General features: G+C 45.3%; 10 protein-coding genes and 1 pseudogene. 5 read left to right on the top strand and 6 right to left on the bottom strand.

The window, feature by feature from the left end; genetic code table 11:
• Nucleotides 1–4: 4 nt before the first annotated feature.
• Both SPEA_RS08960 and SPEA_RS08955 read right to left on the bottom strand, forming a co-directional pair.
• Complete coding sequence (locus SPEA_RS08960) at nucleotides 5–1,267, bottom strand: NAD(P)/FAD-dependent oxidoreductase (protein WP_012154950.1); 1,263 nt, start codon at nucleotides 1,265–1,267, stop codon at nucleotides 5–7.
• A gap of 34 nt (nucleotides 1,268–1,301) precedes the next feature.
• Nucleotides 1,302–2,342 carry a proline racemase family protein gene (locus SPEA_RS08955; protein WP_012154949.1) on the bottom strand — a complete coding sequence of 347 codons (1,041 nt, stop codon included), beginning with the start codon at nucleotides 2,340–2,342 and terminating at the stop codon, nucleotides 1,302–1,304.
• A 200-nt stretch (nucleotides 2,343–2,542) separates the two neighbouring features.
• Here SPEA_RS08955 and SPEA_RS08950 point away from each other — a divergent pair.
• The 5 genes and pseudogenes from SPEA_RS08950 to SPEA_RS08930 all read left to right on the top strand — a co-directional run.
• Nucleotides 2,543–2,797, top strand: a pseudogene (locus SPEA_RS08950) (dihydrodipicolinate synthase family protein); the annotation flags it as partial.
• Nucleotides 2,798–2,892: 95 nt separating this feature from the next.
• The gene (locus tag SPEA_RS08945; protein WP_012154947.1) at nucleotides 2,893–3,894 is read left to right on the top strand and encodes a 4-hydroxyproline epimerase; all 1,002 of its coding nucleotides are present in this window, start codon (nucleotides 2,893–2,895) and stop codon (nucleotides 3,892–3,894) included.
• 43 nt (nucleotides 3,895–3,937) lie between these two features.
• The gene (locus tag SPEA_RS08940; RefSeq protein ID WP_012154946.1) at nucleotides 3,938–5,503 is read left to right on the top strand and encodes an aldehyde dehydrogenase (NADP(+)); all 1,566 of its coding nucleotides are present in this window, start codon (nucleotides 3,938–3,940) and stop codon (nucleotides 5,501–5,503) included.
• 107 nt (nucleotides 5,504–5,610) lie between these two features.
• Nucleotides 5,611–6,282, top strand: a complete 672-nt coding sequence (locus SPEA_RS08935; protein WP_012154945.1) for a GntR family transcriptional regulator — start codon at nucleotides 5,611–5,613, stop codon at nucleotides 6,280–6,282.
• A 100-nt stretch (nucleotides 6,283–6,382) separates the two neighbouring features.
• Complete coding sequence (locus SPEA_RS08930) at nucleotides 6,383–7,447, top strand: ketoacyl-ACP synthase III (protein ID WP_012154944.1); 1,065 nt, start codon at nucleotides 6,383–6,385, stop codon at nucleotides 7,445–7,447.
• A 95-nt stretch (nucleotides 7,448–7,542) separates the two neighbouring features.
• Here SPEA_RS08930 and SPEA_RS08925 read toward each other — a convergent pair whose 3' ends face one another.
• The 4 genes from SPEA_RS08925 to SPEA_RS08910 form a co-directional block, all read right to left on the bottom strand.
• Complete coding sequence (locus SPEA_RS08925) at nucleotides 7,543–8,124, bottom strand: lecithin retinol acyltransferase family protein (RefSeq protein WP_012154943.1); 582 nt, start codon at nucleotides 8,122–8,124, stop codon at nucleotides 7,543–7,545.
• Nucleotides 8,125–8,292: 168 nt separating this feature from the next.
• Complete coding sequence (locus SPEA_RS08920; protein WP_012154942.1) at nucleotides 8,293–8,979, bottom strand: exonuclease domain-containing protein; 687 nt, start codon at nucleotides 8,977–8,979, stop codon at nucleotides 8,293–8,295.
• Nucleotides 8,980–9,041: 62 nt separating this feature from the next.
• Nucleotides 9,042–10,889 (bottom strand): DUF294 nucleotidyltransferase-like domain-containing protein, encoded by a 1,848-nt coding sequence (locus SPEA_RS08915; protein ID WP_012154941.1) that lies wholly within the window; start codon nucleotides 10,887–10,889, stop codon nucleotides 9,042–9,044.
• 540 nt (nucleotides 10,890–11,429) lie between these two features.
• Nucleotides 11,430–13,148, bottom strand: coding sequence for a sodium:solute symporter family protein (locus tag SPEA_RS08910; protein WP_012154940.1), 1,719 nt, complete (start codon nucleotides 13,146–13,148; stop codon nucleotides 11,430–11,432).
• Nucleotides 13,149–13,173 lie beyond the last annotated feature (25 nt).

Raw genomic sequence — 13,173 nt, 5'->3', positions numbered from 1 at the left:
GGCTCTAACTAAACCTATCGATTCTATAGGGGCTTAAGTCAATATCGGCTTGTTTACCTAGCACCTCTTGGGCCAATAACTTTGCCGTAATCGCCGACCAAGTCAGCCCTAAGTGTTGATGACCGAATGAGAAGAACACATTAGATTGCTTTTGACTACGCCCTAGAACTGGCAGGCTATCAGGCATAGAAGGTCTAAAGCCCATCCAACGCACACCGTCCTCAACTGTCGCATCAGCAAACAGCTCTGGCAGCAGTGCTTTAGCATGAGGAAACAAACAATTTGCTCTCGCCTCGACTAATGGTGCTTTTAATCCACCAAACTCAACGGTGCCCGCTAGCCGAGTGCCATCACGCATAGGAGTGATGATGAACTTACGGTTATAAGAAGCTACCGGACGTGACAAACGGCTAAGCTGTGGCATCATCAAATGGTAGCCCCGCTCTGATTCCAAAGGTACCGAGTACCCCAGCTGCTTAGCAAAAGGTTTCGACCAAGCCCCCGATGCGATTATCAGGCATTCGGTTTTATGGCTACCCGAGTTAGTCTCTAAGGTAATGCTCGGATCTGTATTAGAGGTATTGATCTTAACTAGCTCTTCGGTAACAACCTTCCCGCCCATCTCTTTAAATTTGGATTCAAGTGCCAAACATAAACGATAGGGATCTTCTGTATGACCAACATGAGTAAAGTACAGGGCATTGGTGATGTTAGTCGTCAAGGATGGCTCTAGCGCTCTGACTTCGTCTCCAGAAAGTAACTGCAGTTCCACCCCTGCATCGGCATAAGCGCGAAACTCTTTCTGTACTTCCTGCAACGGAGTACCTTCAAATACCAGCAAGCTACCGTTCAAGGTGAGCAGCTCTTCACAGCCACAAAACGCAGTAAGGGACTTCATCGCAGCGATTGAATCTTGATTAAGTGCTTTAATCGCTCGGCTATTCTGAACTCTTCGTGAAGGCAGCATATTGTGTAAAAAACGCAAAAACCAAGGTAACGCCTTTAAAAAGTATCTAGGTTGAATGCGAAACGGCCCTAGTGGGTCCAGCAGCATGCCCGGTAGTTTAGGTAACATGGCCGGATCAGCTAAAGGGAATACTTGTTCGGTTGCAAAATGACCCGCATTGCCCTTAGAGGCTCCCGTGCCGGCCCCCTCTTTATCCACCACTGTAACGTTAAAACCTGCCCGCTGTAATTCAATTGCGGCGGCTAATCCCACAATTCCAGCACCTACAACGGTCAGTGTGTCAGGTTGAGCATTATTCATAAGCTTTTTCTCCACTCAATTATCTTTGACACGATTAACGCAACATAAAGCCATTTTGGAACACATCGTCAGGATCGATAAAGAACTGGTGCTTACCGGTAATAAAAGAGCGACCAGAAACCTCAGGGATCACCCCTTGCTTGCCGTGAAACTCTGACTCAGCCGATGCACTAACAATCATTCTGCCATCCACAATGCTTTCAATCATTATCGGTGTATTTAAGGCTACCTCGCCTTTAGCGTATAGTAGCGCCACCCGAGCAGAAACCCCTGTACCTGTAGGTGAACGATCCACCTCCCCATCAGCAAAAATACACACATGGCGGGAGTGCGCCTCAGGATTGGTCACCTTCTTAGAGGTAAAGATGGTGCCATATAAAAAGCTCAAGTCCTCTTCAAGCGGATGCACTAACGTATGTGATGCCATCACAGCATGCTTAATTCGCCTTCCTACATCGATAAGCTGTGCAACATTATCTTGACCACAGCTTATACCATGCTCGTCAGCGTCGACATACGCATAATACGCTCCACCAAAGCCTATATCATAGTTAACCTCGCCAAAGCCTTCGACGTTAACACTGCAATTTAATGCATCGGCCCAAGAGTCGACATTTTTAAAGCTGGCTTGAATTTTCCCTTGGCTATCTCGATAAGCCTTGGCGGTAATCAAACCCGCTGGTGAATCGATTTTAATGGTGCGTGGCTCTAGCCCTAAATCGATAGAATCGGTTTGGCACATCACCTTAACTAAGGCCAAAATTCCGTGTCCGCACATGCTGCTATAACCTTCATTGTGCAGGAAAAGCACACCAAAATCGGCCTCTTCGGTAACAGCTTCAGTAATAAGTGCACCGTACATATCTGCATGACCTCTTGGCTCATGCATTAACAATTTGCGATAAGTATCAAGATTTTGCTGCACATATTGGCGCTTCTCTAAGATGGTTGAACCTTTGATCTCTGGATATCCCGAAATAATAACCCTCAACGGCTCCCCTTCGGTGTGAGCATCTATGGTGACAAAATCTTTGAAATTGCTCGATAAATCAGGGGTTATAGTGATCGACTGCATATTTTTATTGCTCCAGAGTTAACATTTGGATATTGTATACAATAATTCTTGTGATTTTAGTAGTAAAAATTCAGATACATTCCCTAAACAAAAGGGTTTCAATTTGAACACATGCGTATACAATATACCAATCAACGCCTAACTCCAAACGCTGCATAGCAGTAATAGAGGCTTAATATAAAAGTGAATTGCCAAGGTGTTACAAGCTAGCTCGCGCTGGTCGTATTGAAGAAGCGCGTGAAATCTACCCTTGGTTTATGCCACTACTACGTCTAGATACTATCCCGACGCTAGTTCAATGTATCAAGTTTGCAGAGCAAATCGTTGGCCGAGGTAGCGAAAACGTACGTCTACCTCGTCTTACACTTATCGGTGAAGAGCGTGCATAAGTTCAGCAAGTGATTGCTCATGCACTTGAGGCTCGCATCGATTTAGACACGTACAACATCGACTAATTAAAGTTTGATGTTTATAAAGCCAGCCGTTTAATGCAAATTAAACGACTGGCTTTGATCACTTTATCAATAACGATAACAATGGAGTGTTTTACATGCTAAAAGGCACGTTTTTTTGCGTTGATGCTCATACCTGTGGCAACCCAGTCAGATTAGTTACCAGCGGCCATCCTCACCTTCTCGGCGATAACATGAGCGATAAACGCCAACATTTTCTTCGTGAGTATGATTGGATCCGTAAAGCCTTGATGTTTGAACCTCGCGGCCACGACATGATGTCAGGTGCTTTTCTTTACCCTCCTTGTTCAGACAGCGCCGACGCCTCAATCCTTTTTATCGAAACCAGTGGCTGCTTACCTATGTGCGGTCATGGCACCATAGGCACTATCACGGCCGCTATTGAGTCGGGCTTACTTACAGCAAAGACACCTGGGCAATTGATTATCGATGTTCCAGCAGGACAGATAAAAATCGACTACCAACAAACAGGTGAAAAAGTTGATTGGGTGAAAATTTATAATGTTGCTGCTTACTTAGCTCATCAAGATCAAATCCTAGACATTCCAGGACTCGGCACGCTCAAGGTCGATGTGTCATACGGTGGTAACTATTACGTTATCGTCGATCCCCAAGCAAACTTTCCGGGCCTTCGTCACTGGAGTGCAGGTGATATTTTAAAGTGGAGTCCGATAGTTAGAGAAGTGGCGCAGCAACAATTGAGCTGCATACACCCAGATGACCCAACCGTGAACGGCGTTAGCCACGTGCTTTGGACTGGAGATACCATCAGCGATGGTTCCGACGGTGCTAATGCCGTTTTCTACGGCGATAAAGCTATCGACCGTTCGCCTTGCGGAACAGGCACCAGCGCGCGTCTTGCACAGCTTTATACCAAAGGTCTGTTGAGCGTTGGCGATGAATACACCCATGAAAGCATTATCGGCAGCCAATTTGTCGGCCGTATCGAAGCTGAAACGACAGTCGGCGATCACAAGGCGATAATGCCAAGTATCAAAGGCTGGGCACGGATCATCGGCAAGAATGCCATTACTGTAGATGATAACGACCCATATGCATTCGGTTTCCAGGTAGTGTAACCCTATAGAATTTCTAATTGAGCTTTAACACTCAGGAGCAAACATGACAGATTTAACCCAAGTTGCAATTTCAGGCCAACATTTTATCAATGGTGCATGGACTAACGAATCAACCGACTTTAACAGTACTAATCCTGTGACCAACGAAGCACTCACATGGCGCTTTGCAAACGCAAGCCAGGCTGTGGTTGAAAGTGCAACGGCTGCGGCTAAGAAAGCTTTTGTTCAATACCGTAGCCTAGCGCCGACTCGTCGCGCAGAATTTCTTGAAGCGATTGCCGATGAAATTCAAGCTGACATAGCAGCAATTACCGAGACGGCTCACTTGGAAACCGGTCTACCAATGGCGCGTCTTCAAGGCGAGACAGGGCGTACTTGTGGTCAACTAAGATTATTCGCTGGCAACCTTAGAAACCCAATTGATAACCGCTATGTGGATCTGGCTAACCCAGAAAGACAGCCACTACCAAAGCCAGATACAAGACTGACAACCCTTCCACTAGGCCCTGTTGCTGTTTTTGGTGCATCTAACTTCCCACTTGCATTTTCAACTGCGGGTGGCGACACAGCATCGGCCCTCGCTGCTGGCTGTACGATTGTAGTTAAAGGCCATCCTGCACACGCCGCAACCAGTGAATTAGTCAGCCGCGCAATCGAGCGTGCTGCAGTTAAGTGCGATATGCCAAACGGCGTATTTAATCTGGTACAAGGTTTTGCACCTGAGGTGTCAACTACACTGGTCAAAGATCCTGCCATCAAGGCTGTAGGCTTTACTGGTTCACTCAAGGTAGGCCGCATCTTATCTGATCTATGTGCCGCACGTGCTGAACCTATCCCATTTTATGGCGAGTTAGGTTCAATCAACCCGCAATTTATCTTAGCTGAGATCTTAGAAGAGCAAGCTGAAAGCTTAGCATCGACTCAAGTTCAATCTATGTTGATGGGACACGGGCAGTTCTGTACTAGCCCTGGAGTGATAGTCGCTGTAAAAGGTGAAGCACTTAACCGCTACAAGGCAACTCTGGCACAAGATATCGCATCTCAAAGCGCGGCTAGCATGCTGACAGCTGGAATCGCCAGCACATATCAAGCGCAAATTGAAGCGCTAGTAGCCAATCCAAAAGTAGAGCTTATCGCTCAAGGTGAGTCTTCGCCAGCTAACCACTTTACCCGCCCAACTGCATTAAAAGTGACAGCTGCAGATTTTATCGCATCAAATGACATTCAGCAGGAAGTGTTCGGTCCATGTGCAGTGCTAGTTGAGTGTGATGATCGCGCACAGATGCAGTCTATTGCCGAACAACTTGAAGGGCAGCTTACCGCGTCAGTACACGGTTTAGAGTCTGAAATCACAGAAAATAGAACCCTAATTGAAGCTATAGCCTTCAATGTTGGCCGTTTAATTTTCAACCAGATGCCTACAGGCGTTGAGGTGTGCCACACAATGAACCACGGTGGCCCATACCCAGCCAGTACCGATAGCCGTACAACCTCAGTCGGTTCAGCTGCAATGGCACGATTCGAGCGAGCTATTTGTTATCAGAATATGCCAAAAGCGCTATTACCGACTCGCGTTATTGAAGGCCAAACTGGCGTCATCACGTTTTAAGTATGTCAAATGTGAAAGGGAAACCTATGGTTTCCCTTTCATTATAATGGCATTAGCGGTAACCTAGGACGGATCAACTTGTATAAATAACAAAAAAATCGGGAACTATGAGCAGAACAACACCTATCGTCCATAAAACTCGCACACAAATTGTGGTTGTGGTGCTTAGGGAAAAAATCCTTTCCGGTGAAATTGCGGCGGGAAAACCGTTACGTCAAAGCGCCTTAGCTGATGAACTAAATGTTAGCCGAATTCCGGTAAGAGAAGCCTTATTGCAACTGGAAGCCGAAGGCTTAGTGAAATTTGAAGCCCATAAAGGCGCAACAGCAACACTCTTGTCTGTTGAGCATGTTACCGAACTTTTTGAATTACGAGCACTGATCGAAGGCGACTTGCTCGCGAAGTCGATACCTAACTTAAGTGAAGAAGATCTCAATCAAGCCGAGAGTATTCTGCAAGAAATGGATGCAGCTTTCCAAGATAAAGATCAAGTTGAAAACTGGAGTGGGTTAAACTCACAATTCCATACTTGCCTTTACAGTGCGGCGAATCGTCCCCACACGCTTGAAGTTGTTCAAGGATTAAATACGAGTTGTGACCGTTACGTTCGATTACAACTATTTCTTGCAAGCGGTGTACCTAAGGCTCAACAAGATCACCGTGAAATACTTGAATATTGTAAGAAGAAAGATGTTGAAAAAGCTGTCGAGATATTACGCGCACATATCATACACGCTGCCGAAGCGATCCGCGTATTAGTTAGCCAACAAGACGACTAACTCACAGTTTGATTAGCATGATTTTTGCTAAACTTCACTTATACAGATCCCATAAGGCAGAGCTCAGGTTCTGCCTTTTTAATTGATAGAGAATACCTAGATGCAGTACGCCACTATTACTGGTTGGGGAAAGTGTGTTCCGCCTGCCACCCTAACAAACCATGATCTTGCCACTTTTATTGAAACCTCAGACGAGTGGATCAAACCGCGCACAGGCATTAGCCAAAGACACATTAGCCACGTTGATACGTCGGCTTTGGCCTCTGTTGCCGCCAAACGAGCACTCGCAGCAGCGGGGATCGATGGTAGTGAACTAGATATGATTATTCTTGCCACGGCGACCCCAGATACCCTGATCCCGAATATTGCTTCTACCGTACAGGCTGAAGTGGGTGCAACCTGTGCAGCTTTTGATATCAACGCCGCCTGTAGTGGCTTTTTATATGGCCTAGGCTTAGGTAGTTCACAGATCAAGAGCGGTCAGTGTAAGAAAGTACTTGTGATCGGTGCCGAGCGTCTTTCATTTTTCTTAGACTGGTCTCGTCGCGACACTGCCGTACTTTTCGGTGATGGCGCTGGCGCTGTCGTGCTAGAAGCAACTGACGAAGCGATTGGTGTATTGGGTTATGAGCTAAATAACGACCCAGATGGCCGTGATATCCTTAAAGCTGGATTTGGTACGGCTATGGATAGATTTGAAGCTTCATCTTTAGATTTCTACATAGAATTTAACGGTCAAGAGATCTTTAAACGCGCTATCGCAGGCATGGGTAAGTTAAGCGCTAAAGTTATCGAAAAGTGCGGTATCGATAAAGAAGAGATCGATTGGGTTATTCCTCATCAGGCGAACGAGCGTATTATCGATACGTTAATTAGCCGCATGAAGATCCCGAAAGAGAAAGCGGTTGTGAACATAGCCAACTACGGTAACACCTCTGCAGCGACCATTCCGATTGCAATCTGTGACGCCCTAGAGCAAGGTAAAATTCAACCTAACCAAACTATTCTATCTTGTGCATTTGGTGCAGGTCTAACGTCTGCTGCGGCATTGATTAAATGGGGTGACAGAGTCACACCAATTAATACTAGCGATGCAGAGCTACCTCCTTGTGATAAAACAGGTATTGAGCTCGTCGCGAAAGCGGTTAAGCATTTCTGCGGCTAACGTTATAGTTTGCATTGCATTAATAAAAAAACACCGAGTCATATCGGTGTTTTTTTATGGGCGTTTAACGCTGACTTAATGTAATTTAATGCCAATCAGTATAAATCCACTTCATCCCAGTAAACCGCTTCAGAAAAGTGGTTGCCGATTTTATCGTTAAGCTTACTAAAGCTTGATAAAGGTTGCTCTTCACCACTTAAACAATACCAGACAAAACGGTGGCAGTTATTATCAAACAAGTCATAGTCTCGATAACTAAAAATTGACTGCTTTGCTCTATCGAGCACTTGAGCACCAATTAAGGCTTGATGCTGATGATTGCAAGCTTGATAGATACGGCTTCCGGTGCGTCCTGCTAAGAAACGCTTTATCGATACTGCGCGTACCAAACCACTGCCATGAAGTTCCACCAGCGTATTATCACCAAGCCAAATACCTGTATGCTCAATCACGCCAAATACGAAACAACAAACAATCCCGCCAGGCTCAGGTGCAACCATCTTGTCGCCAGTTTTCCAGATGCTAGGAGCAAGCTCTGCCGATTGCCCCTGTAGATGCTCACTTTTTGCCTTTCCTTGCTTACGCTTCATCGCAATTTTTTTTTGCTTATCTCGCTCTTCGGCAATAATTGCCGCACCAACCGCTGCGGCGCCTAACCAAATTAATGGAAATGCCATTTAATCCTCCAGTTAAGGGCGTGCATGAATTAACTATAGATAACTTATCTGAGTGTCTGTCGAAGAAAAATACTAAAAATGTAACTAAAACCATGATTAAGAGATGATGTCTGTAAATAAGACAGTAGTTAGCTAAGTAGAGGTTTACGTAATCTGATGAGATGAGCGTTAATTTAATAAGTCAAATAAACTTAATTCATCGTTTCCCGCAATTGCTGCTATCTGCGCCAGCAATAATTCTCCACAGGCAAGCGCATCTATAGCCGCATTATGCGCTGCGTAAACAGGTAGCCCATAGCGTTGACGACAGGCATCGAGCCTTAAACTCCCCTCTTTGATGACATCAATCTGCATCAGCAGACGCCTCTTCTCAACAGCCATGGTATCGATAGCAACAAACTGAATCGTCTGACCGTAACAGCGCTGAATTTCGGCTTTTAAGAAGCAAAGATCTAACGGTGCATGATGAGCTACGAGCACATGGCCCTGGGTCTGCTCTAAAAACCACGCCATGGCCAGTTTAGGGCTAACAGCTTGGGTTAATTGGTTATCTACAATTCCATGGATCACCGCGCTGTCACCGACGCTGCCATCTATGCTCACCAACAGATGCTTCGAGTGGGATACTTGCAGTAAACCGTTGCGAATGGGTATCAGACCGATACTCAAGATCTGATCGAACTGGCTATTTAACCCTGTCATCTCCAGATCCACTGCCATCAAGGGCAGTTGCGATAAAGGCTTAGAGATCTGTGTCACTAATGCGCGATGATAACCACTAATCACGGTATCTTGAGATAGCAAGGCATTAAACTGTAGTCGTGTTTTTAAGTATAAATTTCTCAAATTTTCCATTCTCAAAGTAACAACCTAAATTAATAGTCCCAATCTTGTTACATGGATAAACCTCTTAACCATTAATAACTGCGCATCATTTTAAGCTTTAGTCCAACTTGGCCGTCGTGAACCACTTTAAATGCATCCCTTAGTTGATGCCTAACCAAGGAAGAAAGATTCTGAGGCATCAAGTAGTTAGTCACAGGTAAAGATTGAGTATATTGGTAGCCTTGGTTAGACAAGCGCATATGCGCAATAAACTCATGGGCATCGGCCAAATTAAGCGCATCTTTACGATTAATGATACTTTGGTCCATTAAGGCCCGGATGCGTTTGGCAGTATTGACCTCTTTAATCCCAGCAGAAAGCGCATACACTCGCGCAATATCGGTTATCAACGCATTACCTTTATGTTTTAAATCGATGCCTTTCACTTCACTGCCGTCTCTTTCTAGTACAAATTTCCTAAAAAATCCTAATGGTGGTGAGCTTGTCAGGGAGTTCCCAGTTAATCCAGCAAGAAAGATATCATTGTCTTTGGTGTTACTCAGCACAGCATCTTGTAAGCCATCAAATAGCGTTTGCGGGCCATAGACACTGCGCATATCAAAGAAGATACTGGCATGCATCAAGGCCATAGGTTCTGGGGTATTGACCCAGCGTTCGAAGACTTGCTTCCACTTATCCAGAGACATGCGCCATTTAGGATTTTGCGCCATGATGTCACCTGGACAATAGATATAACCGCACTCATCTAGGCCTTTACATACGGCGTGCGACAAGGCGTCAAAGTAGCCTTCAGCCGCTTCATCAGGCTCATGGGCAAGCAGTAATCCGTTGTCTTGATCTGAGCAAGCGGCTTGATCTTGCCTTCCTTGCGAACCAAAAGCTAACCAACAAAAAGCCATAGGCGCTTCACCAAGAATTTGTTGATTGAGTACGATTAAACGCCTTGTCAGGGCATCGGTGACTGAAGTTAACACCCTTCCTATCTCCTCGGCTCTGGCATCTGCGCTAATTAAGTTTTGTAGCAGCAGGGGAATTTGCTTACTGACTTGAATGAGGCTTTGTAGATCTTTTTGCCGCTCTATCTCTCCAATTAGCAATAAAGGTTGAGAACTCTGGCCTCGTAGAATATCGGTGCTGGTTACCACCCCCGTTGTCACGCCATTATCGACGACGGGGAGATGATGAATATTGTGCTCGCTCATCAATAACATGGCCTCGAACACCAATGAGTTCGACTCTATCGACACAGGTGTGGTCGTCATAGCCTGATGTACGGGTAGGCTACCATCGTGGTTTTCGGCCAATACACGGTTACGCAAATCCCTATCGGTTAAGATCCCCACCAGCTTGTTATTATCAATAACTAACACAGATGAGACTCGAGAGGTACGCATTAATCGACTAGCCTGCGCCACACTGGCCTTCATGTCTATGGTCTGCGGCGACTTAGACATAAGCGTCGAGACTCTGCTCGTCGTGGTGAGCTCTTTAGCCTTAAATCGTCCCTGATGACGCAGTCTCTTGGCAAAGGCACGATTAAAGAACCGATCAAATTCGCGGCTCTCCTGACGCAAAAAATCAAATATAACCGGTGGCAGGTGATACACCAGACCATCTTCTAAGATAGCGACCCGATTACTGGCCTCTTCGCCAGACAAAAGCGATGGAAATCCGAAATAGTCGCCTTCTCCTAACCTATCGAGTAGCTCGCCATTTCTGTCACGAACCTCAAATGCACCACTACGGACAATATAAAGCTGAGGGTTAGCGGGATCTAGCGGAACAAAACTGGAGGCTTTACTGTAATAACCTATAGTCAAGCCATGACAGCAGCGTGATAACGCCCCAGCATTTAGAGAATCAAACGGCACTCTTTGTTGTAAGAACTGTAAAATAGGCTGTAATTCACTGGCATCCATTAAGCCACTCCCACAATTAAACGGTAATAAGTCACTATATCGCGGTTTTACCTGCCTACTCTATTCGACTAAAGGCCAGATTGTTTATGAGTAAAAAAGTAAAAGATCCACCTTCTGAAGAAGGTGGCTTTGCCCATCTGTTATAAAGCAGACTCCCTAAAAGGGAGCTTTCCTACCGTGCGTTAACAAGACGCCGTAAATATATCCCTATAGGCTCTACTAAATCATCCCTGATTTAGAAGCTTGTACCGCACCACTAGCAAAGCTCACGTATCACTTGAGTTAATAAGCTATGTTTAAATGAACTTATAAGCCGTGTATCGCATGGATGCGATAAGCGAGCCTCCATGGACACTTTCTTTTCAAACAAAAGTCGGCGTGCTTATAAGTCCTTAAACATTGCCTTACTCCGCAATGCCATTGAACGTACTTCAGGCAGAGCCTAATTGATGAAATCCACCTACTGAAGTAGGTGGTTTAGGACTGAAAACAAAAAGGGCGCCGAAGCGCCCTTTTACATTGCTATGTTACTAGCTCGAATTAATGATCTTGCGCCTCACCCGACCCTTTAGGGAAACGGATTGACTCAACCATATCAACAACGTCTTGTGGTACAGCTGCAGTCACTTTACTTACAGCAAATGCCACAGCAAAGTTAATCACCATCCCCATTAGACCGATACCTTCAGGTGAAATGCCAAATAACCAGTTATCAGCCGTGTTAGCACTTGGATTTACAAACTTGAAGTAAACGATGTAAGACGCAGTAAATAGCAGACCAGAAATCATGCCTGAGATAGCACCTTCTTTATTCACAGTCTTAGAGAAAATACCCATGATAATTGCAGGGAACAGTGACGACGCAGCTAAACCGAATGCAATCGCAACTACCGCCGCAACAAAGCCTGGAGGATTAATCCCGAAGTAACCTGCCATCACAATACCAGCCGCAGCAGCAATACGGGCATACATTAGCTCCTTCTTATCGGAGATATCAGGCATAAAGTTTTTCTTCAATAGGTCATGAGATACCGAAGTTGAAATCACCAGTAATAGACCTGCTGAAGTTGATAACGCAGCAGCAAGACCACCAGCAGCGACCAATGCAATCACCCATGCAGGAAGGTTAGCAATTTCTGGAGTTGCAAGAACCATGATATCGCGGTCAATCTTCATCTCGCTTTCAGGGCCCTTTGCGTAATAAATCTTGCCGTCTTCGTTCTTATCATCCCAAGTAATTAGACCTGTCTTCTCCCAGTTCTTAATCCAATCTGGTGCAGTTTCATAAGCGACACCTGTAGACTCTGGACCATTAATGGTTTCAATCATATTTACACGAGAGAAAGCTGAAAGCGCTGGAATTGTAGTGTACATAATAGCAATAAACACTAGCGCCCAACCTGCTGATACACGAGCATCTTTCACTTTAGGTACAGTGAAGAAGCGTACGATAACGTGTGGTAGACCCGCTGTACCGAACATCAAAGCCCCCGTAATAAAGAACACATCAATCATGCTCTTAGAGCCTTCGGTATACTGCGAGAAACCGAGATCTGTCGACAATCCATCGAGTTTATCTAACAGATATTCCCCCGTACCATTACCCGCTGCATCAATTAGCTCTGCACCAAAACCAATTTGTGGAATGATATGACCCGTCATCATCACTGAGATGAAGATTGCTGGTACCATGAATGCGAAAATAAGTACACAGTACTGCGCAACCTGTGTATAAGTAATCCCTTTCATGCCGCCTAAAACAGCGTAGAAGAATACAACCGCCATACCGATATAAACACCGGTATCAACATCGACCTCGAGGAATCTTGAGAATACTACGCCCACACCACGCATCTGACCTGCGATATAAGTAAAGCAGATAAAGATGGCACATACGACTGCTACAGTACGTGCAGCCTGAGAGTAATAACGATCACCGATAAAGTCAGGTACGGTAAACTTACCAAACTTACGTAGATATGGGGCCATACAGAGGGCTAATAGTACATAGCCTCCCGTCCAACCCATTAAGTAAACAGAGCCGTCGTAACCGACGAAAGAAACAATACCTGCTAGCGAGATAAATGACGCAGCAGACATCCAATCAGCTGCCGTTGCCATGCCGTTCATTACAGGGTGAACACCACCACCTGCAACATAAAATTCTTTAGTTGATCCGGCTCTAGACCAGATCGCGATTCCGATATATAGGGCAAATGTAAACCCGACAATCAGATATGTTAGTGTTTGTACATCCATCTCATGATTCCTTATTGTATAGGTT

The organism is Shewanella pealeana ATCC 700345 (assembly GCF_000018285.1).
In the GTDB taxonomy this organism is placed as follows: Bacteria; Pseudomonadota; Gammaproteobacteria; order Enterobacterales; family Shewanellaceae; genus Shewanella; species Shewanella pealeana.
Note: the sequence above shows the minus strand (reverse complement) of the source record. Positions and strands in the feature narration are given on the sequence as shown.

Excerpts from the sequence above, each read along its gene's own strand:
- SPEA_RS08960 (WP_012154950.1), bottom strand. The coding sequence starts at position 1,267 with ATGAATAATGCTCAACCTGACACACTGACCGTTGTAGGTGCTGGAATT.
- SPEA_RS08955 (WP_012154949.1), bottom strand. The coding sequence starts at position 2,342 with ATGCAGTCGATCACTATAACCCCTGATTTATCGAGCAATTTCAAAGAT.
- SPEA_RS08945 (WP_012154947.1), top strand. The coding sequence starts at position 2,893 with ATGCTAAAAGGCACGTTTTTTTGCGTTGATGCTCATACCTGTGGCAAC.
- SPEA_RS08940 (WP_012154946.1), top strand. The coding sequence starts at position 3,938 with ATGACAGATTTAACCCAAGTTGCAATTTCAGGCCAACATTTTATCAAT.
- SPEA_RS08935 (WP_012154945.1), top strand. The coding sequence starts at position 5,611 with ATGAGCAGAACAACACCTATCGTCCATAAAACTCGCACACAAATTGTG.
- SPEA_RS08930 (WP_012154944.1), top strand. The coding sequence starts at position 6,383 with ATGCAGTACGCCACTATTACTGGTTGGGGAAAGTGTGTTCCGCCTGCC.
- SPEA_RS08925 (WP_012154943.1), bottom strand. The coding sequence starts at position 8,124 with ATGGCATTTCCATTAATTTGGTTAGGCGCCGCAGCGGTTGGTGCGGCA.
- SPEA_RS08920 (WP_012154942.1), bottom strand. The coding sequence starts at position 8,979 with ATGGAAAATTTGAGAAATTTATACTTAAAAACACGACTACAGTTTAAT.
- SPEA_RS08915 (WP_012154941.1), bottom strand. The coding sequence starts at position 10,889 with ATGGATGCCAGTGAATTACAGCCTATTTTACAGTTCTTACAACAAAGA.
- SPEA_RS08910 (WP_012154940.1), bottom strand. The coding sequence starts at position 13,148 with ATGGATGTACAAACACTAACATATCTGATTGTCGGGTTTACATTTGCC.